The sequence below is a fragment of the Geobacillus sp. PK12 genome (assembly GCF_004123125.1).
GTDB lineage: Bacteria > Bacillota > Bacilli > Bacillales > Anoxybacillaceae > Geobacillus > Geobacillus zalihae.
The window spans coordinates 14618-38914 of sequence record NZ_SDKL01000001.1; the positions used below are offsets into that span (position 1 = coordinate 14618).

22 protein-coding genes, 1 tRNA gene, 3 pseudogenes and 1 riboswitch are annotated in these 24297 nt (G+C 56.6%); of the genes and pseudogenes, 24 read left to right on the forward strand and 2 right to left on the reverse strand.

Features of this window, described 5'->3' with window-relative positions; translation table 11 throughout:
• Positions 1 to 40: 40 nt before the first annotated feature.
• Positions 41 to 1897, reverse strand: coding sequence for an oligoendopeptidase F (gene pepF / locus ETR37_RS00050; RefSeq protein WP_129446759.1), 1857 nt, complete (start codon positions 1895 to 1897; stop codon positions 41 to 43).
• 93 nt (positions 1898 to 1990) lie between these two features.
• On the opposite strand from pepF, the gene ETR37_RS00055 reads away from it, so the two are divergent.
• Positions 1991 to 2881: an aldo/keto reductase gene (locus ETR37_RS00055; RefSeq protein ID WP_129446760.1), complete on the forward strand. Its 891-nt coding sequence runs from the start codon at positions 1991 to 1993 to the stop codon at positions 2879 to 2881.
• Between the two features lie 12 nt (positions 2882 to 2893).
• The gene (locus tag ETR37_RS00060; protein WP_129446761.1) at positions 2894 to 5050 is read left to right on the forward strand and encodes a DNA topoisomerase III; all 2157 of its coding nucleotides are present in this window, start codon (positions 2894 to 2896) and stop codon (positions 5048 to 5050) included.
• A gap of 184 nt (positions 5051 to 5234) precedes the next feature.
• Here the strand turns inward: ETR37_RS00060 and ETR37_RS00065 are convergent, their stop codons facing one another.
• Positions 5235 to 6116, reverse strand: a complete 882-nt coding sequence (locus ETR37_RS00065; RefSeq protein ID WP_190300123.1) for a glycerophosphodiester phosphodiesterase family protein — start codon at positions 6114 to 6116, stop codon at positions 5235 to 5237.
• A gap of 176 nt (positions 6117 to 6292) precedes the next feature.
• On the opposite strand from ETR37_RS00065, the gene ETR37_RS00070 reads away from it, so the two are divergent.
• From ETR37_RS00070 to ETR37_RS00175, 22 genes and pseudogenes are all read left to right on the forward strand, one after another.
• A tRNA-Gln gene (locus tag ETR37_RS00070) sits at positions 6293 to 6364 on the forward strand.
• A 238-nt stretch (positions 6365 to 6602) separates the two neighbouring features.
• Positions 6603 to 7088 carry a ribonuclease E activity regulator RraA gene (gene rraA, locus ETR37_RS00075; RefSeq protein ID WP_081212809.1) on the forward strand — a complete coding sequence of 162 codons (486 nt, stop codon included), beginning with the start codon at positions 6603 to 6605 and terminating at the stop codon, positions 7086 to 7088.
• Positions 7089 to 7139: 51 nt separating this feature from the next.
• A pseudogene (locus ETR37_RS00080) lies at positions 7140 to 7382 on the forward strand (hypothetical protein); the annotation flags it as partial.
• 84 nt (positions 7383 to 7466) lie between these two features.
• The gene (locus ETR37_RS00085) at positions 7467 to 7847 is read left to right on the forward strand and encodes a retropepsin-like aspartic protease (protein WP_008880146.1); all 381 of its coding nucleotides are present in this window, start codon (positions 7467 to 7469) and stop codon (positions 7845 to 7847) included.
• A gap of 17 nt (positions 7848 to 7864) precedes the next feature.
• Positions 7865 to 8005 (forward strand): annotated as a pseudogene (locus ETR37_RS20755) (RraA family protein); the annotation flags it as partial.
• 60 nt (positions 8006 to 8065) lie between these two features.
• Positions 8066 to 8259, forward strand: a riboswitch (cobalamin riboswitch).
• 186 nt (positions 8260 to 8445) lie between these two features.
• Positions 8446 to 8844, forward strand: coding sequence for a (2Fe-2S) ferredoxin domain-containing protein (locus ETR37_RS00095; protein ID WP_011231300.1), 399 nt, complete (start codon positions 8446 to 8448; stop codon positions 8842 to 8844).
• A complete protein-coding gene (locus ETR37_RS00100) occupies positions 8845 to 9588 on the forward strand; it encodes an energy-coupling factor ABC transporter permease (RefSeq protein ID WP_020754781.1) in 744 nt (247 codons plus the stop codon).
• Positions 9589 to 9592: 4 nt separating this feature from the next.
• Entirely contained in the window at positions 9593 to 9886 is a 294-nt protein-coding gene (locus ETR37_RS00105; protein ID WP_011231298.1) for an energy-coupling factor ABC transporter substrate-binding protein, read from the forward strand.
• Positions 9870 to 10595 carry an energy-coupling factor transporter transmembrane component T family protein gene (locus ETR37_RS00110; protein WP_011231297.1) on the forward strand — a complete coding sequence of 242 codons (726 nt, stop codon included), beginning with the start codon at positions 9870 to 9872 and terminating at the stop codon, positions 10593 to 10595. Before ETR37_RS00105 ends, ETR37_RS00110 begins: the two co-directional genes overlap by 17 nt.
• Positions 10592 to 11389: an energy-coupling factor ABC transporter ATP-binding protein gene (locus ETR37_RS00115; RefSeq protein ID WP_033005386.1), complete on the forward strand. Its 798-nt coding sequence runs from the start codon at positions 10592 to 10594 to the stop codon at positions 11387 to 11389. Before ETR37_RS00110 ends, ETR37_RS00115 begins: the two co-directional genes overlap by 4 nt.
• Positions 11390 to 11453: 64 nt before the next feature.
• Positions 11454 to 13235 carry a precorrin-3B C(17)-methyltransferase gene (gene cobJ, locus ETR37_RS00120; RefSeq protein ID WP_129446762.1) on the forward strand — a complete coding sequence of 594 codons (1782 nt, stop codon included), beginning with the start codon at positions 11454 to 11456 and terminating at the stop codon, positions 13233 to 13235.
• 35 nt (positions 13236 to 13270) lie between these two features.
• Complete coding sequence (locus ETR37_RS00125) at positions 13271 to 14095, forward strand: sirohydrochlorin chelatase (protein ID WP_129446763.1); 825 nt, start codon at positions 13271 to 13273, stop codon at positions 14093 to 14095.
• A gap of 22 nt (positions 14096 to 14117) precedes the next feature.
• Positions 14118 to 14894 carry a precorrin-6A reductase gene (cobK, locus tag ETR37_RS00130; protein WP_129446764.1) on the forward strand — a complete coding sequence of 259 codons (777 nt, stop codon included), beginning with the start codon at positions 14118 to 14120 and terminating at the stop codon, positions 14892 to 14894.
• 160 nt (positions 14895 to 15054) lie between these two features.
• The gene (locus tag ETR37_RS00135) at positions 15055 to 15702 is read left to right on the forward strand and encodes a precorrin-8X methylmutase (protein WP_014195898.1); all 648 of its coding nucleotides are present in this window, start codon (positions 15055 to 15057) and stop codon (positions 15700 to 15702) included.
• A gap of 6 nt (positions 15703 to 15708) precedes the next feature.
• Positions 15709 to 16827, forward strand: coding sequence for a cobalt-precorrin-5B (C(1))-methyltransferase (locus ETR37_RS00140; RefSeq protein WP_014195897.1), 1119 nt, complete (start codon positions 15709 to 15711; stop codon positions 16825 to 16827).
• Positions 16793 to 17998, forward strand: a complete 1206-nt coding sequence (locus ETR37_RS00145; protein ID WP_020754788.1) for a bifunctional cobalt-precorrin-7 (C(5))-methyltransferase/cobalt-precorrin-6B (C(15))-methyltransferase — start codon at positions 16793 to 16795, stop codon at positions 17996 to 17998. Before ETR37_RS00140 ends, ETR37_RS00145 begins: the two co-directional genes overlap by 35 nt.
• Positions 17995 to 18696: a precorrin-2 C(20)-methyltransferase gene (gene cobI, locus ETR37_RS00150; RefSeq protein WP_020754789.1), complete on the forward strand. Its 702-nt coding sequence runs from the start codon at positions 17995 to 17997 to the stop codon at positions 18694 to 18696. Before ETR37_RS00145 ends, cobI begins: the two co-directional genes overlap by 4 nt.
• Positions 18693 to 19466, forward strand: a complete 774-nt coding sequence (cobM, locus tag ETR37_RS00155) for a precorrin-4 C(11)-methyltransferase (protein WP_033025425.1) — start codon at positions 18693 to 18695, stop codon at positions 19464 to 19466. The genes cobI and cobM overlap by 4 nt, the downstream gene beginning before the upstream one ends.
• A gap of 1 nt (position 19467) precedes the next feature.
• Complete coding sequence (locus ETR37_RS00160) at positions 19468 to 20667, forward strand: cobalt-precorrin 5A hydrolase (protein ID WP_020754792.1); 1200 nt, start codon at positions 19468 to 19470, stop codon at positions 20665 to 20667.
• Complete coding sequence (locus ETR37_RS00165; protein WP_020754793.1) at positions 20613 to 21977, forward strand: cobyrinic acid a,c-diamide synthase CobB; 1365 nt, start codon at positions 20613 to 20615, stop codon at positions 21975 to 21977. Before ETR37_RS00160 ends, ETR37_RS00165 begins: the two co-directional genes overlap by 55 nt.
• Positions 21970 to 23481 (forward strand): cobyric acid synthase, encoded by a 1512-nt coding sequence (locus ETR37_RS00170; RefSeq protein WP_020754794.1) that lies wholly within the window; start codon positions 21970 to 21972, stop codon positions 23479 to 23481. Before ETR37_RS00165 ends, ETR37_RS00170 begins: the two co-directional genes overlap by 8 nt.
• A pseudogene (locus ETR37_RS00175) lies at positions 23459 to 24175 on the forward strand (RNA-guided endonuclease TnpB family protein); the annotation flags it as partial. The gene ETR37_RS00170 and the pseudogene ETR37_RS00175, both read left to right, overlap by 23 nt.
• Between the last annotated feature and the right edge of the window lie 122 nt (positions 24176 to 24297).

The window sequence follows — 24297 nt, forward strand, 5'->3', positions numbered from 1 at the left end:
GCAATAACAAAGGTGTCCCGAACGGCGCGGGACACCTCTTTCATGTAGACCGCTGACGGTTTTGGCTTGGCAGCTGTCGATCGAGTTCGTCAACGAGTTCGGCGAAATGACCTAAGACCCGCTCGATCGGTTCGGGGCTTGTCATATCCACTCCGGCTCGCTTGAGCAGACGGATCGGGTCATCGGATGCGCCGGAGCGCAAAAATTGTTTGTACCGCTTCACCGCCTTGCCGCTTGCATCGGTTTGAATGCCGCTCACAATGGCGTACGATGCGGCGAGCGAAGTGGCATATTTGTATACATAAAAGGCGTCATAAAAATGCGGAATGCGCAGCCAGCCGCGCGCGGCGCCGGGATCGGCGGCGTACGCCGGGCCGTAATACGTTTTGAGCAAGCCAAGCCAAAGCTGGTTCAGTTCGTCCGCTGTCAGGCTGCCGCCTTGGCGCACTTTGTCATGAATGATCCGCTCAAATTCGGAATACATCACTTGCGTGTACAACGTGCCGCGGATTTGCTCGATTTGTTCGACGAGCAGGCGGAGTTTTTCTTCTTTTGTTTTTGCCTGTTTGTATAAATAATCGAGCATGAGCCATTCGTTTGCGGTCGAGGCGACTTCGGCGGTGAAAATCGAATGGCCGGCATAATGGTACGGCTGCGCGCGGTTCGTGTAGACGGAATGCATGGCGTGCCCAAGCTCGTGGGCCATCGTCAATACGCCATCAAGCGAACCGTTGTAATTGAGCAAGATGAACGGATGGGTGTCATACGCTCCCGTGTTGTAGCCGCCGGTATATTTTTTCGGGCGCGGGAAGACATCAAGCCATCGCTCTTGAAACGCTCGGTGCACCTGTTTGATATAGTCGGCGCCGAGCGGCTTGAGCCCTTCGACAATGAACGTTTTCGCTGTTTCAACTGGGATCGATTTCGCCGTTTCGCCGACAAGCGGCACGTACAAATCATAGCTGTGAACGCGGTCAAGCCCGAGCGCGCGCCGCCGCAATTCGATATAGCGGTGCAGCGCCGGCAAATGGCGGCGGGTGGCGGCGATTAAGTTGTCGAACACTTCCTTCGGGACATCGTCGGCGGCCAGCGCGGCGGCCAGGCCGGATGGATAGCGGCGCACGTTCGCATACAATTCATCCGCTTTGACCGAGGCGTACAGCGTCGCCGCGGCGGTCTGCTCGAGCGCCTCATAGCTTTTCGCTTTCGCTTCAAACGCCGCCTTTCGATAGCGGCGGTCCGGGTGCTCGAGCATGGCGGCGTATTGGTCGTCGGTCAATGTCACTGTTTTTCCATTCGGCATCGTGACAGACGGCGGCTCGTAATCGCCGCGGGCGGCGTGGTCATAAATGTTCTCCGCCTCGCCGAGCGCCGGCGATAGTTTCGCGAGCAGTCGTTCTTCGCGTTTCGTAAGCGTATGCGGCTTTTGCTCGCGCAACTCATGGAAGTAATAGCGGTACGCTTTCAGTTCTTTGCTCGTTTGGAGCTTCTTGAGCGTCCGCTCGGGTAGGGCGAGCAGTTCTGGCTCGATGAACGCTGTTTTCGCCGCATATTGGGCGGCGAGCGCTTCCACTTTTGCCCCGAGCCGGGCCGCTGCCTCGTCTTCAATGTTCAGATCGCGTTTTAAATGGGTGTAAAGCGACAGTTTTTCGAGCTTGCGGGCCGTTTGTTCGTTGAGGGCGAACAGTTTGGCGATCGTCTTCGCATCGTCAAGCTTCCCTTCAAACGCCGCCAGTTTCGGCAAGGCGTTTTTCACCGCCTTGTAGTCGCGCATCCATTCGTGTTCGGATGGGTAAATGTCGGCCACATTCCATTCGTATGCAGTTTCGGCGGCTGATGTCGGCCATGGGGAGGCCAAAAGAAGCACGGCGGCGAGCCCAAGAAGCCAGCGCTTCATATCATCACGTCCTTTCCGTTTTTTCCTCTTGTTGGTAGTATGCGCAAGCGGAACGATTTTAGCCAAAACCAAAAAAAGAAAGGGAGACGATCAATGGAACGAATCCGTTTAGCGGACGATTTGACTTTTTCCCGCCTCATTCACGGCTGTTGGCGGCTTGCGGACTGGGGCTATTCGCCCGAGCAGCTGCTGTCGCTCATTGAATTTTGTCTTGAGCGCGGCATTACGACGTTTGACCATGCTGATATTTACGGCGACTACACGTGTGAATCGCGCTTTGGCGAAGCGCTGGCGTTAAAGCCAAGCTTGCGCGGTCAGATCGAGATTGTGACGAAATGCGGCATCAAGCGGCCGCCAAAATACGGGATGAAATTATATGATACAAGCAAAACCCATATCATCGCCTCGGTCGAGCAGTCGCTCGCCAATTTCCGCACGGATTATATCGATGTCTTGCTCATTCACCGTCCGGATCCGTTCATGAATCCAGAAGAGGTGGCCGAGGCGTTTTGCCAGCTGAAACAGGACGGAAAAGTGCGCTATTTCGGCGTCTCGAACTTTAAACGTTCGCAGTGGGAAATGCTTCAGTCGTATTTGCCGTTTCCGCTCGTGACCAACCAAATCGAAGTATCGGCGTATCGGTTGGAAAATCTTGAAGACGGCACAGTTGACCTTTGCCTTGAGAAGCGCGTTCCGCCAATGGTATGGTCGCCGCTCGCCGGTGGAGCGATTTTTTCCGCTGACGATGACCGGGCGGTGCGGCTGCGCGGGACGCTTGAACAAGTGCGAGGCGAAGTGGGCGCTGAGACGATCGACGAAGTGCTGTACGCGTGGCTCCTCGTTCATCCAGCGCGGATGATGCCGATTGTCGGCTCGGGGAAACAAGAACGCATCGAGCGGGCGGTGCGGGCGCTGTCTTTGTCGCTTTCCCGCGAGCAATGGTTCGCCATTTTGCAAAGCTCCATGGGGCATGATGTGCCGTAAGGGGAAAGGACGATGAAAGTCATTATCGCGGAAAAGCCGGACCAAGGGGCGACGCTCGCCTCGATTTTTCGGACGAAAAAACGGCAAGGCTATATCGAAATTTTGCCGAATGACTTGTTTCCCAACGGGGCGTATATGACATGGGCGATCGGGCATTTGTTCCAGCTCGCAGCTCCTGAGCGGTACCGCCCCGAGTGGAAACGGTGGACGCTCAACACGTTGCCGATCATCCCGGAACGGTTCGAGTATGAGATCGAAAAAGCGAAGGCGAAACAGTTTCAAGTGGTCAAGGAACTGTTGCGAAAGCCGGAAGTGACGGAAATCATCCATGCCGGCGACGCGGGGCGCGAAGGGGAGCTCATTGTGCGCAACATCATCCGCATGAGCGGCGTCAACAAGCCGATCAAGCGGCTTTGGCTGTCATCATTGACCCCGAAGGCGATTGAGGAAGGGTTCCGCCGTTTGCTTGATGAGCAGACGACGCGCCCGCTCTATGAGGAAGCGTACGCCCGCGCCTGCGCGGATTGGCTCGTCGGCATGAACGCCTCGCGCGTGTACAGCCTCTTGCTGAAGGAGCGCGGGATGAACGATGTGTTTTCCGTCGGGCGCGTGCAGACGCCGACATTGGCGCTGATCGTCCGGCGTGAGCGGGAAATTGAGCAGTTCCGCCCTGAACCGTTTTGGGAAGTCGTTGCCTCGTTTGTCATTGGCGACAAGCGTTATGAAGGAAAATGGACGGATAAAAACGGCCAAACGCGTCTTGGGGACGAGGAGATGGCGAAAAAGATCGCTGCCTTTTGCCAAGGAAAACGGGCGGAAGTCGCCGACGTCCACACGGAGCGGAAAACGTATCAGCCGCCGCTGTTGTTCAACTTATCGACGCTGCAAGCGACAGCGAACAAGTTGTATCGCTTCTCGCCGAAAAAGACGCTTGATGTGCTGCAGTCACTCTACCAAAAAGGGATCGTTTCGTATCCTCGTTCCGATTCGATGCATGTGACGAAAGGGGAAGCGGAAACGTTTCCCGCCATTTTGCAAAAGCTGTCCTCGTTTCCGGCGTACGCTTCGTATTTTCCGTTGCCGCAGCCATCGATTTTACAGAATAAACGTTATGTAAACGAGAAAAAGGTGACGGACCATTACGCCATTATCCCGACCGAGCAAGTGGTGGATCCCGAGAAGCTGTCAGCCGACGAACGGAAGGTGTACGATTTGGTCGTCCGCCGCCTAATTGCCGCCCACCATCAGGTGGCGGTCATCGATTATACGACCGTCACGACGCTCGTTGACGGCCGGGCCCGCTTTGTTTCGAAAGGAAGACAAGTCGTCGAGGAAGGATGGCGCGCGGTCATCCGCCCGCATGAGGAGGAGAAAGATGCTGCGCTGCCTCCCCTTGAGCGAGGGGAGGCGGGGAAAGCGGCCGCTGTAAAGGTGAAAGAAGGGAAGACCGAGCCGCCGAAACGGTATACAGAAGGCGAACTCATCACCTTGATGAAAACGGCGGGAAAATTTTTGGACGATGAGGAACTGGAAAAAGTGCTCGCCAAAACGGAAGGGCTTGGCACGGAAGCAACAAGGGCGGCGATCATTACCATGCTGAAAGAGCGGAAGTATATTGAAGTGAAAAAGAACCTCGTGTACGCGACCGACAAGGCGAAAGTGTTGATCGAGGCGCTTGGCGGCACGATCCTCGCCTCGCCGGAAATGACGGCGAAATGGGAGCAGCGCTTAAGCGAAATCGGCGAAGGGAGCGCCTCGCCCGCCGCCTTTATGGAACAGGTGAAAAAGTTGGCGCAAAAAGTGGTCACTGACGCCATCGCCGCCGCGCCGAATTGGAATTTCAGAGGGGTTGACGCCGCCTCGATCCAGCGGACAAGGAAGAAAAAAACGATGGGCGAGAAGCTTGGGCCGTGCCCGCTTTGCTGCGGGACCGTCATCGACAAAGGAACGTTGTACGGCTGCGACCAGTACGCGAAAACAAAATGCCCGTTTACGATCTCCAAACGCATTCTCGGCAAATCGATTTCGGCGGCCAATGTGAAAAAACTGCTTTCTCAAGGAAAAACGAATGTCATCAAAGGATTCAAAAAAGGCGAGAAAACGTTTGACGCCATACTCGTTTGGGATGAAAACGAGAAGAAATTATCGTTTCAGTTTCCGAAGCGATGACGAAAGCAACACGAGTGGGGGACGGGAGGTTTGGCGAAAAAGCGGACCGATGGCGGACCGCCGATCTGACCTCCTTTTTCTCAAATGATGAACCGAATCGGATCAAATGGGAACGATTTTCGTTTTTATTAACCGTAATAACATTATGTAAAGAATGAGTTCCCCCTGGCTCCCTGAAGGCGGGTCAATGACGGGGCAAACGACGGCAGGCGGCAATGCGGCCAGGGCGGTCTGGATAATCGGTGAACACACCGTCCACGCCCATGGCGCATAGGCGAGCGAGATCGTGTGGTTCATTGACGGTATAGACGTGAACCATGAGCCCGCGGCCATGGGCGGCGCGCACCCACTCTTCGGTGACGGCTGAGAGCGGCAAGCCGATGCCATCGGCATAGACGGCGATTTGTTGCAACAGCTCGTCGCGGCCACTTCGCGCTTCCTTTTCGCCGACCAATTGAATGAGCGGGACGCCGCGCGGGATGAGCGGGCGGAGCGCCTGCAAACTTTCTGGATGGAACGATTGAAACATGACGCTTCCGCGCTGGAGAACGCCGTGTTTTTGCAATAGGCGGGCGACCGCCCGTTCGATGCCGGGCTGTTTCGTTTCGACGTACAATGGAACGTTTACACGTTCCGCTTTCAGCATCCGAACCACCTCATCAAGCGTCGGAACGCATTCGCCGGCAAAGCGTGGATCGAACCACGATCCGGCATCCAATTTTTTGAGCTCACGCAATGAAAAATCGCTGACCCGCCATGGCGACCGGTGCGGGTAAACCGTTTCGACATTTGTCGTCCGGGCGAGCGTCGCATCATGCAGGACAACGAGCTTCCCGTCTTTCGTTGCGCGCACATCGACTTCGATATAATCGGCATTCATGAGGGCGGCGAGGCGGTAGGATGAGAGCGTATGCTCCGGCGCGTGTCCGGACGCGCCGCGGTGGGCGATGACGGCGGTTTTCGGCTGGCTGGGTGGCTGCCAGGCAGCCGCGGCCGCTAAGACGATCGGCAGCGATAACAAAAACAATGCGCAAAGATAGATGCGAAAAACCGTGATCCGGCGCATAGACATCTCTCCCCTTCCAGTATCATATCAGGAAAACAAGTGTTAGGGGAATAACGGGGTGATATAGTGGGGAAAGGGTGCTTGTACCGATAGTGTCGCACATCAAGCAAAAGAATATTCAGGTTGATGCATAACGTGCACCATCATGCCGCATACTGTAAACGACAACAAAACGTTGGGCTATAGCCAAGCGGTAAGGCAACGGACTTTGACTCCGTGATGCGCTGGTTCGAATCCAGCTAGCCCAGCTGAATCGCCGGACGGGGCTCGTTCGTCCCGGCGGCCAAAACGGCTTCCGCCATGTTGTGCGGGGCCGTTTTTTCGTTCGCCGGAAAGCGGGGACGAGAACATCTTTTTATCGTTTTCAGCGGCCCCGCAAGGACACGCATCCGATGCCCGAGCAGAAGCAGCGCCGCAAAAAAATGTGGTGTCGGCAGGATTTTGACGAATGGTGGCGAATGAAAAAAAACGAAAGGGGAGAGGATCATGAAAACAGCTGATTTATGCGATCAATGTTTAGATGAGTTGCAAGTGTGCGAACTTTCGTTTCAATCGTACGGCGGAAAACGGATGTTTTCCGGGCCGATCGCGACGGTCGACGTGTTTGAGGACAACGTCCTTGTCCGTGAAGCGCTCGAGACGGTGCCGCCGGGGACGGTGCTCGTGGTCGATGGAAAAGGCTCGCGCCGCGTGGCGCTATTAGGCGACCGGTTGGCGCAAATCGCCTGCGACCGGGGGCTTGCCGGCATCATCATCCACGGCTGCATTCGCGATTCGGCGGAAATCGGCCGCATGCCGCTTGGGGTCATGGCGATCGGCACGTGCCCAGTGAAAAGCAAAAAAGAAGGAAAAGGCGCCCGCGACGTTGTGCTCGAGTTCGGCGGCGTCCGCTGGGAGCCGGGCGCATACGTGTACGCCGATGCCGACGGCGTTGTCGTCGCCAACAAAGATTTGTTGGCGAAAAATGGTTGACGGCTGCGGTCGAGTCTCGTTCAATACAACGAACAGGTTGAGGCGATGGAGATGGAATGGCAGGAAGTGCGTTCATTGTATCCAAATCAATTTGTGAAATTACAAGTATTAAAGTCCCATTTAGAGGGAGATCAAGAAATCATTGAAGAGGTGGCTGTTATCGGAACGGTTTCGGACAAGGATGCAACTCGTGAGTTGCTGCAATCGAAAGGGAATCAGCTTGTTTATCATACTAGCCACAAGGAGATTGTTTTAAAAGTTCGGGGAGCGATTGGCCTGAGAGGGAAATTTCATCCTATTTCGCGCAGGAGACTCCCACTTCAACGACCAAANNGCAAGCCCCCACTTCAAGCGTTCGCGAAGTGGGGGTAGTTGACTATGCAGATTGAATATCGTGAAGGCTTGCTGTTTGCATCGATCGAAATCGTTTATCAAGGAAGGTCTAAGTTGATTCATAATATGGTGATTGATACTGGTGCGGCGAAAACAGTGATTTCTCAAAATGCAGTAGAAGATATTCATTTGCGGGTAGAGCCGGGCGATCGTATTGTGGCTTATTACGGAATCGGTGGGAAAGAGTACGCGTTTACAAAAAAATTAGACTGTATTCAGCTAGATTCTTTCCAGCTAAGAGAGTATGAAATTGATTTTAGCGGGATGGACTATGAGGGGATTAACGGTTTGTTAGGATTGGATATATTGCTGGGCGCTGGATTTGTCTTAGACCTGGACAAGTTGGAGATGTATCGTTCTGGTTGAAATGGAACGCCCGCTCGAAATGCCAAAAAGAAGGAAAAGGCGCCCGCGACGTTGCGCTCGAGTTTGGCGGCGTCCGCTGGGAGCCAGGGGCGTACGTGTACGCTGATGCGGACGGCGTTGTCGTCGCCAACAAAGATTTGTCGGCAAAAAACGGTTGACGGCAACGCATTGGTTGTACTACGATGAAAACGGATGCTTGTTCCATGACAGCGCATATATGGCGGTAAGACAAACAAGGTGCCTAAGCCTGCTTTAGGGTTTGGGTGAAAAGGGAAGCCCGGTGAAAATCCGGCACGGTGCCCGCCACTGTGATGGGGAGCTTTGCGGCAGCAAGTCACTGAAGGATGCTTCGGGAAGACGCCGTCAAGCGATGATCCTAAGTCAGGAGACCTGCCTTGTTTGGATCGGACGGATGCCTACGGGACTATAGGCAGACGTGCGGGAGAATGATGGCTACATTGGGCCTGTTTGGGCCGTTTACGGCTTTCGTATACATTTTTCTGCACCTCTGCTGTAGAGGTGCTTTTTCTTTTGCCGAAAACCTGCCCGTCTGTCTGCGTCTAAATTCTATCATTCTAGCCAAAAAGGGGGGGATTCGGTGGCGACATGGGATTTGCGGGGAATGAAGCATCATGTGCTCATTTGCAACGGAGGGACGTGCCTCCGCCATGGCGGGGATGATGTGACAACGGCGGTGCGCGAGGAGATCGCCCGTCTCGGGCTTGACGACGCTGTCCATACAACAAGGACGCGCTGCAACGGACGATGCCAAGACGCGTGCGTGATGATCGTCTATCCGCAAGGCATCTGGTATCGACAGATGACGCCGGAGCGGGCGAAGGAGGTTGTGCGCGCCCATTTGGGTGAGGGGGTTCCGATGCGGGAGTGGGCGACGTATGAATACGAAGGCGAATTGGTGTTGACGCCAGCCGGCGAACGGGAGGCGCCAAGCGGAAAACGGAAAACGGAACATGCTGCGAAAGGAGTGAAGGGATAAATGAAGAGAGCGGTTCGATGGAGCGGAATGGCGGCTTTGTTCGTTTCTTATTTTTTGTTGACGAATGAAAATGAAGCGTATGCCATGCACATTATGGAAGGATTTTTGCCTGTCAAATGGGCGCTGTTTTGGTGGCTGTTGTTTTTGCCGTTCTTTGTGTTCGGATTGCGGCGGCTTGTGCATACGCTGAAGCAGCACCCCGAACATAAGCTTCTGATGGCGTTAGCTGGCGCGTTTACATTTGTATTGTCGGCGTTGAAAATTCCATCCGTCACCGGCAGCAGCTCGCATCCGACCGGGATCGGCTTCGGCTCGGTTTTGTTTGGACCATGGGTGATGGTGGTGATCGGCACAGTCGTTCTTCTCTTTCAAGCGCTGCTTCTTGCCCACGGAGGAGTGACGACGCTTGGGGCCAATGCGATGTCGATGGCGATCGTCGGCCCGTTCGTCGCGTACGGAGTGTATCAACTGTGCCGAAAAGGGGCGGTATCCAATCGAGCGGCTTTGTTTCTTGCCGCTTGTTTGTCTGATTTGGCTACATATGTCATGACGTCCCTGCAGCTTGCCCTGGCGTTTCCGTCTCCTGATGGGGGAGTCACCGCCTCGTTTTTGAAATTCGCCGGCATTTTTGCCATTACTCAAGTGCCGTTGGCGGTGACGGAAGGCATCATAACGGTAATCGTCTGGAACTGGCTTTCCTCCTATCAAGCTTCTCCGCTGTTCCAAAAGGAAAAGGGGGCGTAATGCGATGAAGAAAAATGGCTTGCTCGTGTTGCTGGCTGCTTTGCTTGTCATCATTCCTCTTTGGTGGGCGCGCGGATCGGAATTCGGTGGAACGGACGATCAGGCGGAAAAAGCCATTCAAACGCTCAACCCGCATTACCGGCCGTGGTTTGAGTCGATCTTCACCCCTCCAGGCGGCGAAGTCGAAACGCTTCTGTTCTCGCTGCAAGCCGCGCTTGGCGCCGGCGTGATCGGCTACGTCGTCGGGTTGTACAAAGGGCGTTCGGAGCGGAAAAACAGCCATGATTCGCGAGTTTGACCGTTGGGCGTATGACAACCGGCTGCGGGCATGGCGGGCGGAGTGGAAGCTGATCGTGGCGTTTGTTATGCTTGCCGTTGTCATGATGGGCGGCTGGCGCGAACAATGGCTTGTGCTCATCGGAATGGCGTATTGGATTGTCGCTCGTGCACGAGTGCCGTTTTCCGTGTATGGAAAAGCGATGCTCGCCGCCTCCGTTTTTTTAGGGCTCAGCCTGCTGACGCTCGTTGTGTCCGTGTCGGTTCCTTTTCAAATAACTTTCATCGACAGCCAGCTGCAGCCGGCTGCAAAGCTCGCCGTCCGCTCCCTTGCCGCCTGGTCGTGCTTGTTTTTCCTTCTCATTACGACGCCGGCGCCGGACTTGATTGCGGTGCTGAGGCGAATGCGGCTGCCGGCGGCGCTCGTGGAACTTTGCTTTCTTATGTATCGCTTTATCTTTTTGCTCGAGCAGGCGGCCGCAGAGCTGATGCTAGCGTTGCGGGCCCGCAGCGGGGGAACGCATTGGCGGCATGGCGGGATGCTGATGTACCAACTATGGATGAAAACGTGGCAGTCGTATGAAGCGTTCAGCCGTTCGCTTGCGGCGCGTGGAGGCGTCGCGTCGGCTGGGCATACGCATCAGCGGGAAAAAGCGCATGTGCCTCTTGTCGATGTTGCGGCCGGCATCATCATGGCCTTGCTGCTTGGGTGGGCATGGCGGAAAGGGTGAAAACGTTGCTGCTGCGAATGGAACGAGTGAAATACGCTTATCAAGCAGAACGGTACGTGCTGAATGGGATTGATTGGGAAATTCCAGAGCGAAAAAAATGCGCCTTGATCGGGCCAAACGGCTGCGGCAAAACGACGTTGTTTCTTCATTTGAACGGGCTGCTGCGGGCGCAGGAAGGAGCGGTGTATTGGAAAGGGCGCAACATGTATGAACGCGGCGCTGATTGGACGCAATGGCGGCGTGAAGTCGGCATCGTCTTTCAAAACCCGGAGCATCAAATCCTCGCCCCGCTCGTGCGTGATGAATTGGCGATCAGCTTAGTCCATGCCGGAATCGATCGAGAAAAAATGGGGGAGGCGCTTGCCGCGATTACGGCGGAATACCACCTTCAATCTTGGCTGGACCGCCCGACCCATCAATTCAGTCTCGGACAGAAAAAATGGCTGACGCTCTGCTGTACGATGGCGGCCAAGCCGGACTTGCTCGTATTGGACGAACCGACCGCCTATTTGGATCAGCATCAGACAAAGCAGTTTCTCAAACAAATTGACGCCATTCACCAGGCGGGGACGACTGTGTTGATCGCCACCCATGACATGGATTTCGTCTGGCAGTGGGCGGATGTCGTCGCGGTCATGCACGAAGGACGGATCGTGATGCAAGGGGCACCCGAAGACGTATTCGCCGACCGCCAGCGGCTGTTGGACATTCGCTTGGATGTTCCGCTGTTCGTGCGGCTTTGGCAAGCATGGCGGCCAGAGGAAAAGATCGTCCCCCGATGTGTTGCGCCGTGAAAGGGACATGAGCGGCGAATGGAGTGTGAAAAATGGGTGCTAGTCGGCAAAAGGAGGGATCATGATGAGCGGCAAATTGCTCATTGTCGGCTTCGGCCCGGGAAGCGTCGACCATATGACGAAACGGGCTCGGGAAGCGATTGAAGAAAGCGACGTCATCATCGGCTACAAAACGTACATCGAACTTGTGCGCGATCTCATTGCTGGAAAAGAGATCATTAGCACGGGCATGACCGAAGAAGTGAGCCGCGCCCAAGCGGCGGTGAAGTGGGCCGAGCGCGGCAAAACGGTTGCCGTCATCTCCAGCGGCGACGCCGGGTTGTACGGCATGGCGGGGCTCGTGTATGAAGTGTTGATCGAAAAAGGGTGGACGAAAGCGAGTCCGATTGAAGTCGAAGTCATCCCCGGCATTTCCGCGATTCATTCGTGCGCGGCGCTGCTTGGCGCCCCGATTATGCACGATGCCTGTACGATCAGTTTGAGCGATCATTTGACGCCGTGGGAGCTGATTGAAAAGCGGATTGACGCCGCGGCGGCGGCCGATTTTGTCATTGCGTTGTACAATCCGAAAAGCGGGCGGCGCACTCGGCAGATTGTGGAGGCGCAGAGCATCCTGCTTCGCCACCGGTCTCCGGAGACCCCGGTCGGTCTGGTAAAAAGCGCGTATCGCGAGCGTCAGCATATCGTTCTCACCGACTTGGCGCATATGCTGGACCATGAGATCGGCATGTTGACGACGGTCATTATCGGCAACTCGACGACTTTTGTTTACGATGGGCTCATGATCACGCCGCGCGGCTACCAGCGCAAGTATCAACTAGCAGCCGCCGTCCAGCCGCTCAAACCGCATGAACGGCTGCGCAAAGAGGCAGAGCCATGGGCGCTCGACCAGACGAAGCCGCTGAGAGAGCCGGACGAAGAAAACGGAGAAGCGTTTCGGCCGTTTGTCGCGGCTGCCTCCGCTTTCGGGGACGAGAAAGACCGCGGTTTTGCCGCCGTAGCGGTTTTGCCGCCAGCTGTGGACGCGGCGGCGAAGGAAGCTGGATTGGCACCGGCAGCTTCCGCTTTTCCGCTGCCGGAGGAGCCATTCGCCCAAATGGAAAACCGGCCGTCATCCACTCTGTTGCATCGGGTGAGAGAAACAGCGGAGGACGCGCTTGCAGCATTGGAAAGAAGAACGACAAAGAAGGCGTCCGCCGTGCTGTTCGAAGCGGCAGTGAGCCCAGGGGTGGCCAATAAACAGTTCACCCCGGAACAGCTCATCGCGCTCGCCGAAGCGGTCGGACCGGACGGGAAAATGACGTACACGCCGGATCATTATATCAAAATCGAGCGGGTGACAGAGGATCCAAAAGGGCTTGTCGATCGGCTCGCTGCTGTCGGACTGATGGTGATGCCGGTTGGTGATGTGCTGACGGTGAAGGCATGTGATTTTTGCGATGGAGAGAAAAAAGACGCCATTCCATATGCCGAGGAATTGGCGCGGCGATTTGGGGGCATGGCGCTGCCGAAAGAGTTGAAGCTTGGCATCAACGGCTGCGGCATGGCATGCTACGGCGCGGTGCGCGAAGACATCGGGCTTGTGTACCGGAAAGGGAAATTTGACTTGTTTTTAGGCGGGAAAACGGTCGGCCGCAACGCCCATCCTGGCCAGCTCGTTGCGGAAGGCATCCCGCCGGAAGAGATGGTGGCCATTGTGGCGGACATCATTGAACAGTACAAAGAACATGCTCATCCGAACGAACGATTTCATAAGTTTTTTGCCCGCGTGAAACAAATCGGCCGCTTTTCGTATGAGGAGGCCAAGACAGCGGCGAAGATCGAAACGCCGGCATGCGGTGAGTAACCTCGGATGGAGCGATATAAGAGAGGAGAACGAACATGAGAGCCATTTTGTTTGTCGGCCATGGAAGCCGCGACCCGGAAGGAAATGAGCAAGTACAGCAGTTTGTCGACCGCCTGCGGCCGCGTCTTTCTGCTTCTTTCCATGTTGAAACGAGTTTTCTAGAGTTTGGCCGTCCGTCGATCAGCGAAGGAATCGCGCGGTGCGTTGAGGCCGGAGCGGCGGAAGTGGCGGTCATTCCGCTCATTTTATTGCCGGCTGGGCATTCGAAGCTGCACATCCCGGCGGAAATCGATGAGGCGAAAGCGCGCTATCCGCACATCATGTTTCGATATGGACGGCCGATCGGCGTTCATGAGCAGACGTTCGCGATTTTGCGCGAGCGTCTGCAAGAAATCGGCGAGCGGCCGGAGCAGCCTGATGACGGAACAGCGGTCATTTTGCTTGGCCGCGGCGGGAGCGATCCGGATGCGAACAGCGACTTGTATAAAATCGCCCGCCTCTTTTGGGAACAGACCGGCTATGCGCTCATCGAGCCGGCGTTTATGGGGGTGACGACGCCGTCGCTTGATGACGCCGTCCGCCGCTGTCTCATGCTCGGAGCTAGGCGGATCATTGTTCTTCCGTATTTTTTATTCACCGGCATCCTGATTAAGCGGCTTGAGCAGCAAGTGGCGCAATACCAAGCTGAGCACTCGCATATCTCGTTTGCGCTTGCCGGCTATTTTGGATTTCATCCGAAGCTTGAGGAGATCGTGCTTGACCGCCTCAACGAGGTGCTCGGCCAAACGGTGGCGATGAATTGCGATGTCTGTCAATACCGGCTGCACGTTTCTCACCATCATCATCACCATCATCACTAAAAAACAAAAAGGAGGAGCGCTGATGATTTTGATGTTGGCAGGGACGAGCGATGCCCGCGAATTGGCGGTGATGATCCAACAAGCTGGCTATTCGGTCACGGCGACGGTCGTCACCGATCACGCGGCCGAACAGCTTCGGTCATCCGGCATTCGCGCCTACGTCGGCCGCTTGGATGCGTCCCAGCTTGCCGAGCTGGCCAAAGCCGAGGGAGCCAAAGCGATTGTCGATGCGAGCCATCCATTTGCGGAGGAGGCGTCAAAAAACGCCATGCAAGCGGCAGCAGACGCCGGGTTGCCCTACATTCGCTACGAGCGGCAGGCGTCTTCGTTTTCATCCGAGAAGGTGACATTTGTCGACAGCTATGAAGAAGCGGCTGACTTGGCAGCGGAAAAAGGCGGCGTCGTGATGCTGACGACCGGCAGCAAAACGCTTGACATTTTCGCCTCCAAACTGCTCAATCGCCCAAACGTGAAGGTGATCGCCCGGATGCTCCCGAGAAAAGACAATTTGGACAAATGCGAGCGTCTTGGGTTTTCGCAAGAGCAGATCGTCATGATGCAAGGGCCGTTTACGAAAGAGCTCGATCGGGCGCTGTACCGCCATTTCGGCGTCACGGTCGTCGTCACGAAAGAAAGCGGCAAAGTCGGGTTTGTCGATGAGAAAATCGCTGCCGCCGAGGAGCTCGGCATCGAGGTCATCGTCATCCGCCGCCCACGGTTGTCATACGGCATCGTGCATCACGATTTTGCCGGCGTGCTCGATGCGTTGAAGCAACATGCGCCGCTTCCAACCGTGTAAAACGTGTTTTCAGAAAAAACAGCAAAACGTTTTTCGCGCCAATGGCGTCCCATGCGTCTGAGCTTGTTGCCTTCATGCGGGAAGCGAAGCGCACGGATGGAAGGAATGGGCTTCTAGCGGCCGCTCATGCAAGCGATCATGAAGAAAGGAGAGAATTGTCATGGACTTCCATACAACATTTCGTCCGGCGACGGTGCAGCCGGAACAAATTGAAGCGCGCAGCTTTCAAATCATTGATGAAGAGATCGGCGAGCATTCATTTACAGAAGAACAATACCGAATCGTTCAGCGCGTCATCCATGCATCGGCTGATTTTGAGCTGGGCAAAAGCCTCATTTTCCACCCGGATGCGATTCGCTCAGGCATTGATGCCATTCGCAGCGGCAAGCTTGTCGTCGCCGATGTGCAAATGGTGCAAGCCGGCGTCAATCAAGCGCGGTTGGCGAAGTTCGGCAGCGCGGTGCGCGTCTATATTTCTGATGAAGACGTGATCGCGGAAGCGAAACGGTTGAATACGACGAGGGCGATCGTGGCGATGCGCAAAGCGGTGAAAGAAGCGGAAGGCGGCATTTTCGCCATTGGCAACGCTCCGACAGCGTTATTGGAGCTCATTCGTCTCATCAAAGAAGGAGAAGCGCGGCCGGGATTGGTGATCGGCTTGCCGGTCGGATTCGTCTCGGCGGCGGAATCGAAAGAAGAATTGGCGAAGCTCGATGTGCCGTTCATCACCAACCGCGGCCGCAAAGGAGGAAGCACCGTGACGGTCGCCGCTTTGAATGCGTTATCGCTGCTTGCCGAGCGAGCGTGACGAACGATGGAAACGAAAAAAACGCTGCGTGAAGGGTATACGACCGGATCGTGCGCGACAGCGGCAACGAAAGCCGCGCTCACGGCGCTCATCACTGGCCAAGTGCAGGCGGAGGCGACGATTCGGATTCCGATCGGGCGGGTGGTGACCTTTTCGCTCGCCTCTTGTTCGTTCGATGGCGAAACGGCGACGGCCTCGGTCGTGAAGGATGGCGGCGATGACCCAGATGCGACGCACGGCGCGCTCATCGTTTCCACTGTCTCGTGGGCCTCGTCGCCGGGCGTTCATATCGACGGCGGTGAAGGGGTCGGACGCGTCACCAAACCCGGCTTGCCGGTGCCGGTCGGGGAAGCGGCGATCAATCCAGTGCCGCGGCAAATGATCCGCGAAGCCGTCAATGAAGTGCTGGCGCAATACGGTCTACATCGCGGGGTGAAGGTCGTCATTTCTGTGCCCGGCGGCGAGGAAATCGCCAAAAAAACGTTGAACCCGAGACTAGGCATCATTGGCGGCATTTCGATTTTGGGGACGCGCGGCATCGTCGTTCCGTTCTCCACCGCCGCCTACCGGGCGAGCATCGTGCAGGCGCTTCAAGTGGCGAAAGCGAACGGCTGCCGCCATGTTGTCATCACAACCGGGGGGCGGAGCGAGAAATACGCCATGCAAGAATATCCGCATTTGCCGGAAGAAGCGTTTATCGAAATGGGCGATTTTGTCGGCTTTACGCTGAAACAATGCAAACGGCTTGGCATCAAGATGGTGTCGATGGTCGGGATGATGGGGAAATTTTCGAAAGTCGCTCAAGGAGTGATGATGGTGCACTCGAAAAGCGCCCCGGTCGACTTTGGCTTTTTGGCTGCCATCGCCGAGCAGGCAGGTGCTGGCCCAGAACTGGTGGCTGCGGTGCGCGGCGCGAATACGGCGGCGCAAGTCGGCGACATGATGCAAGAGGCCGGTTGCATGAAGTTTTTCGAGCTTTTGTGCGAAGCGTGCTGCCAGGCGGCGCTTCACGAAGTGGGAGGCGGTCTGACGGTGGCGACGTCCATTTACACAATGAACGGACAACAATTAGGAAAGGCGGTGCAGACCGATGGGGACGATGAAGTTGATCGGTGTGGGTGCTGATGGGCAAGCAAGTCTTCCTGAGCTGTATCGACGCTGGATTGATGAAAGCGAGCTGCTTGTCGGCGGCGAACGGCAGCTGGCGATGTTTCCTGAATACAAAGGAGAAACGATCATCATCCGCCGCGGACTGGCGGAGCTGGTGGAGCGGCTCCGCCATGAGACGCGCAACACGGTCGTGCTTGCTTCCGGCGATCCGCTCTTTTACGGCATCGGCAGCTATTTGGCCGGCAAATTGCCGATCGACGTGTATCCGGCCGTCAGCTCAGTGCAATGGGCGTTTGCGAAAATGGGCGAGTCTTGGCAAGACGCGGCGTTTGTCAGCGTCCATGGCCGGCCGCTCACCGGTTTGGCTCAGCGGGTCGACGGGCGGCGCAAAGTCGCCATCTTAACCGATGAGACGAACTCGCCGGCCGCCATCGCCCGCTATTTGCTCGAGTACGGCATGACGGAATATGAGGCGTTTGTCGGCGAGGAGCTCGGCGGGCCGAATGAGCGATGCCGGTTTTTCAAGCTAGAAGAAATGGCAGAAACCGAGTTTCTTCCATTAAACATAGTCATTTTGCGGCAAACCGCTCCTGGTCCGATTTGGCCGCTCGGCATTGACGATGATGAATTTTTCCAACGCAAGCCGGACAAAGGGCTGATTACAAAGAAAGAAATTCGCGTCTTAAGCGTAAGCGCCTTGCGCTTGCGCCCGGACAGCGTCGTCTGGGACATTGGGACGTGCACCGGTTCGGTCGCGATTGAAGCGGCGAAAATCGCCCGCGACGGGGCGGTGTTTGCGATTGAAAAAAATGAATACGACCTCGAGATTTGCCGGCAAAACTTGCGCAAATTCCGCGTTGACATCACGCTTGTGCACGGCAGGGCGCCCGATCGGCTCGATGAGTTTGCCGACCCGGATGCCATCTTTATCGGCGGCACGTCAGGCGCGATGTCGCCGTTGTTGGACGTCTGTGCGAAACGGCTGAAGAAAAATGGACGCATCGTGATCAACGCGGCAACGGTTGAGACGCTTGCTGAAGCGGGCCGCGAGCTGCGCAGCCGTGGATTTCATGTTGACATCACGCTCGCGCAAGTGTCGCGAAGCAAGCCCATTTTAGAGTTGACGCGCTTTGAGGCGCTCAATCCGGTGTATATCATGACAGCCAAGCGGGAGGGAGACGAATGACCGGCACGTTGTACGGCATCGGTGTTGGCCCGGGCGATCCAGAGCTCATGACGGTGAAAGCATACCGCCGCCTAAAAGAAGCGGATGTCATCGCCTATCCAAAAAAAGGGCGGCAAAGCAAAAGCTATGCCGAACAAATTATCGACGCGTATTTTGCGCCGGAGGAAAAACGCCGGCTTGGGCTTCATTTTCCGATGACAAAAGACGTGGCCGTGCTTGAACCAAAATGGAACGAAGCAGCCGACGCCATTTGGGCGGAACTGTCGGCTGGGCGCGATGTGGCGTTTGTCACCGAAGGCGATCCGCTGTTGTACAGCACGTTCATCCATTTGATGCATGTGATGGAGCGACGCTATCCAGACGCGCCGATCGAAGTCGTCCCCGGCGTCAGCTCGGCGAACGCCGCCGCCGCCCGGCTTCGCCTGCCGCTTGCGGACGGCGATGAGCAAGTGGCGATCGTGCCGGCGCGTGACGACTATGAAGCGATGAAAGCCGCGATTCTTGCACATGATTGTGTCATCTTTTTTAAAGTAGCAAAAGTGATCGACTTGATGATCCGCCTCCTGCGCGAGCTCGATTTGCTTCATCGCGCCGCTGTTGTGACGAAAGTGACGTCCGGCGAGGAAGTCGTGTGGAAGGTCGAGGAGCTCGACGGAGCGGAGCTCGAATATTTGACATTGATGGTGGTGAGAAAGTGAAGCTGTATATCGTAGGAGCGGGGCCGGGAGCGCCGGATTTGATCACGGTTCGCGGCGCCGAGCTTCTTGCTGCTGCCGACGCCATTTTTTACACAGACTCGCTAGTGAGCGCGGAATTGATCGAGCGCTACCGGAAGCCGGAAGCGGAGGTGTTTCATACGGCCGGCATGCATTTGGAGCAAATGGTGGCGATGATGGCCGACAAGGTGAGACAAGGCCGGCTCGTCGTGCGCGTCCATACCGGTGATCCATCGATTTACGGGGCGACGCTCGAGCAAATCGCCTTGTTGAAAGAAGAAGGAATTGAAGTGGAAATCGTCCCCGGCGTCAGTTCGGCGTTTGCCGCCGCGGCCGCCGTGCAGGCGGAGCTCACCGTTCCGGAATTGACGCAGACGGTCATTTTCACCCGCGCCGAGGGGCGGACGCCGATGCCGCCGCGTGAGAAATTGCAGGAGCTGGCGCAGCATCATTGCACGCTCGTTCTTTTTTTAAGCGCGACGCTTGCCAAAAAAGTAAGCGCGGCGCTCCTTGAAGCGGGCTGGAGCGGTGATACGCCTGTCGCGATCGTCTATAAGGCGACATGGCCGGATGAAGTTGTGATTCGTTCCACCGTTGCCACAATGGCTGACGATATGCGGCGCCATGGTGTGACGAAACACGCGATCATGTTGGCCGGTTGGGCGCTCGATCCCCATATTCATGAGCGCGGCTACCGTTCGAAGCTGTACGACCGCACGTTTACGCACGGATATCGAAAGGGGGAGAAGTAAGGTGGGGGCTGCTGCCGCGAACAACGAAAGACACGGCGCCTATGCTGTCGTGGCCATTACGAAACACGGGGTCGAGATCGCCCGACGCCTTGGAGGCGCTCTTGCGGGAGCGGACGTTTATTATACGGATAAATTCGCCCGCGGCGATGAAGCCAAGCACGGGATCCGCTTGTTTTCCGGCAACGTCAGGGCCTTGTTGCCGGAGTTGTTCGCCCGCTATGACGGACTCATTTGCATCATTTCGCTCGGCGCTGTCGTGCGGATGATCGCTCCGCTGTTAAAAGACAAAAAGACCGATCCTGCGGTCGTGGTGATCGATGATAAGGCTGAACATGTGATCAGTGTTCTTTCCGGCCATTTGGGCGGAGCGAACGAACTGACGCGGCGTGTGGCCGCCATATTGGGCGCCCGCCCGGTCATTACGACCGCTTCCGACGTGCAGCAGACAATCGCCGTCGATCTGTTCGGTCGCCAGTTCGGCTGGGAATGGGAATCGGCCGACAAGCTGACACCGGTGAGCGCCGCGGTCGTGAATGAAGAGCCGGTGGCGATCGTGCAAGAGTCGGGGGAACCCGATTGGTGGCCGGAGGGCCGGACGCTGCCGAAAAACATCACCGTGTACGGCTCAATCGCGGAAGCGCTCGCTGCCCGCCCGGCGGCCGCGCTTGTGGTCACTCATCGCCTGCTTGCACCGGAAGAAGAGGCCATTTTGCAAAACGGCGTTTTGTATCGCCCGAAAGTAATCGCGCTTGGCATCGGCTGCAACCGCGGCACATCGGCTGACGAAATCGAAGCGGTCATCCATGAGACGCTCAATGAGCTGCGCTTTTCGATGAAAAGCGTCAAAGCGGTGTGCACCATTGATTTGAAAAAGGATGAACAAGGACTTTTGGAGGTAGTCAACAAATATAGATGGGAATTGGTTGCGTATACGCCAGAAGAGCTGAACACGGTGCCGATCGAAGCGCCGTCGGAAACGGTGTACCGCTACACCGGCGCGTATGGGGTGAGCGAGCCGGCGGCGAAATTGTACAGCGGGGCCGATCGGCTGGCGCTGGTGAAAAAGAAGTCCGGCAATGTGACGATTTCCGTAGCGCTCATCGATCATCAAAAGAAAGCGACCATGCAGGGAAAGGGGAAAGAGGCATGCGACGGCTTGTCATCGCCGCACCGGGAAGCGGCGCCGGCAAAACGACCGTGACGCTTGGATTGATGGCGGCCATGAGGCAGCAAGGATATACGGTGCAAGGGTTTAAATGCGGCCCGGACTACATCGACCCGACTTACCATACGGCTGTGACCGGCCGGCCGGCGCGCAACTTGGACAGTTGGATGATGGGAAGCGAAGCGGTCAAAACGGTGCTCGCCAACGGTTGTCAAGGGGCTGATATCGCCATCATCGAGGGGGTGATGGGGCTGTTTGACGGGAAACAGCCGCTTTCTGACGAGGGGGCGACGGCTGAAATCGCCGTATTGACCGAAAGCCCGGTGCTGCTTGTCGTCGATTGTTCCGGCATGGCCCGCAGCGCCGCCGCCATCGTCCATGGGTTTCAAACGTTTCGCCCCGATGTGCGCCTCGCCGGCGTATTTGCCAACCGCGTCGGCAGCGAAGGGCATTTTCGGCTCGTCAAAGCGGCCATCGAGCAAACGTGCGGGGTGCCGGTCGTCGGGTTTCTCACGCAAGACGAAGCGTTGGCGCTGCCAGAGCGCCATTTAGGGCTCGTGCCGTCGGTGGAGCGCGGCGAACTGGATTCGTTTTTTGCCGAACTGGGGAGAAAGGTGGCGCGCACGATCGATTGGGAGACGCTTCTTTCGATTGCAGAAGCGCCAGCCCTTTGTTCTCCGGCGCCGCTCATTCGCCCTTCGCGGCCGTATCGCGTGCGCGTGGCGGTTGCCAAAGATGCCGCCTTTCATTTTTACTATCCGGAGAATCTGGAGATGCTTTCTGCCTGCGGCGCGGAGCTTGTCTACTTTTCTCCGCTCGCCGGCGAGCCGCTTCCGGATGGGGTGAACGGATTGTATATCGGCGGCGGCTTCCCGGAGGAATTTGCCGCTGAGCTGGCGCGGCAGACGGCGGCGAAACAGTCGATCCGGGCGGCGATTGAATCCGGTTTGCCGACGCTGGCTGAGTGCGGCGGATTTATGTTTCTCACCGAACAGCTTGTGACGACGAGCGGGGAGGCGTACGACATGGTCGGCGTCATTCCGGGGAAGGTCGTGATGAAGACGAAGCTCGCGGCGCTTGGCTATCGCGAAGTGCGCGGGCGGAAAGGGAATTTTCTATTGCCGGAAGGAGAAACAGCGCGCGGACATGAATTCCATTATTCGGTGTACGAACCGCGGAGCGAGACGCCGTTTGCTTATGACACGAGCGGCCGGAAAGGAACAAAGCCGGACGGTTGTCTAGTGCACCGGCTTGTCGCTGGCTACGTTCATTTCCATTTCACGTCCGCCCCGGCGATGGCCGAACGGTGGCTTGCCGAATGCGAGCGGGTGAAACGCGATGGCTAGAGCGCTGCCGATCATGTTTCAAGGCACCCATTCCGATGCCGGCAAAAGCGTCATCGCAACCGCCTTTTGCCGCATGTTCGCCCAAGACGGCTGGAAGACGGCGCCGTTTAAGTCGCAAAACATGTCGTTAAACTCATATGTAACGCCGGACGGGAAAGAAATCGGCCGGGCGCAAGGCATTCAGGCCGAAGCAGCCGGAGTGGCGGCGCGCGCCGAGATGAATCCGATTTTGATTAAGCCAAGCCGCGAGCATGAATCGCAAATCGTTGTGCTTGGCAAACCGTACGGCAATATGCAGGCGTTCGCTTACCGGAACGAGTTTTTCCACCAAGGGTTGGCTGTCATCCGTCAGTCGCTCGAAACGTTGATGAATGAGTATGACCGGATTGTCATTGAAGGAGCGGGAAGCCCGGCGGAAGTAAACTTAAACGACCGCGAGCTCGTCAACATGCGCATCGCCCGCCTCGCCAACGCTCCGGTCGTGTTGATCGGCGATATTGAGCGGGGCGGGGTGTTCGCGAGCCTCGTTGGAACGCTGTGGCTGCTTGAGCCTGAGGACCGAAAGCGGGTCATTGGGGTCATCATTAACAAGTTTCGCGGCGATGTGGCGCTGCTTAAGCCGGGGCTTGATTGGTTTGAGCAGCACACCGGCGTGCCGGTGCTTGGCGTCGTTCCCTATTTGCCTGATTTGGCGATCGATGCTGAAGATTCGCTGTCGCTTGAGCGGTTTGCTTCATCTGTCGGGGGAGAGGAAGCGATTGATGTCGTGGTCATCCGCTGTCCGAAAATCGCCAATTTCACCGACATCGACCCGTTTTTGGCAGAACCGGACTGCCGCGTCCGGTTGGTCACGCACGCCGATGAGCTTGGCGCGCCGGATGTAATCGTGCTTCCCGGCAGCAAAAACACGATCGAAGACTTGATTTATATGAAGAAAAGAGGACTCGCTTCCCGCATTGTGTCGCTTGTCAATGAAGGAAAAGCGAGAGTCGTCGGCTTATGCGGCGGCTATCAAATGCTTGGCGCCGTCATCCGCGATCCGTATGGAGTCGAGACGCCGCTCCCGGAAGTAAAAGGGCTTGGTTTGCTGCCGATTGAAACGACGCTTGAGCGGACGAAAATCACGATCCGTACGGAAGGGATGCTTACGTGGGCGGGCGAGCGGTTTTCGGTGCAAGGATACGAGATTCATATGGGCCGCTCGGCGCCGCTTCCTGGCTATGCGCCGCTTATTGAGGCGGACGGCCGCCATGAAGGGGCGAAGCACAGTGATGAGCGGGTGCTGGGCACGTACATGCACGATTTGTTTCATAACGATGCGTTCCGCACCGCGTTTTTCAACAGCATTCGCCGCCAAAAAGGAATCGCCCCTTCTGGCGTCCGACCCTTTCGCTCGCTCAAAGAAAAGGCGTTCGACCGGCTTGCCGCTCATGTCCGCCAGCACGTGGCGGTCGAGCGGATCGAACAGATGATGCGTCAATTTGGCTGTCGCGATCACAGTTGAAGTCCAACAACGGGAAGACACCAAGGCAATGGGCGTTGATTTGGGACTTCGTTATATCGCCGTTGTCAGCATTGGAACGAAATCGTTGTTTTTCAAGGGTAGCCAATGCGCTTTCATTCGCCGACGATATGCGGCTTTGCGGCGAACGTTGGGCAAAGCGAAGAAGTTCCATATGATTCGCAAAATCGGCCGTAAAGAGTCCCGCTGGATGAAGGATCGAAACCATAAAATCAGCCGTCAACTCGTCCGTTTTGCCCTCGCCAACGGTGTTGGCGTGATTCGGATGGAAGCGTTGACAGGGATTCGGAAGCGGGCAACATCGTCCAAAGAAGCAGGACGAAGCCTTCATTCTTGGTCGTTTCATCAACTGCAAACGATGATTGCCTATAAAGCGGAAATGGCGGGCATTCGGGTGGAGTGGGTGAAGCCGACCTATACAAGCCAAACATGCCGATGCGGGCATCGGGAGAAAGCGAACCGAAACGGCACCCGCTTCCGATGCCAAAAGTGCGGATATGCGATTCATGCCGATCTGAATGGCGCGATCAACATCGCCAAAGCGATTTCGGGCTTCGCCGCCGAACCTAGCGCACTGGTCACAGGTGCGCCGCCCATTGGGGTACATCCTAACCCGATGGGACGGGGTGATGACACACCCCTAAGCTTGGGCGTTGTCCGAACCAGAAATGGATGAGGGCGCAAACGACCCAAGAATCCCACGCCCTTTAGGCGTGTGGAGTGTCAACGAATGATTGGCTCGGTTGTTGGGTTGTGAATCCCAAAGTGTAAAGCAGGTGGTGTTCGGCCTTCCTCTGC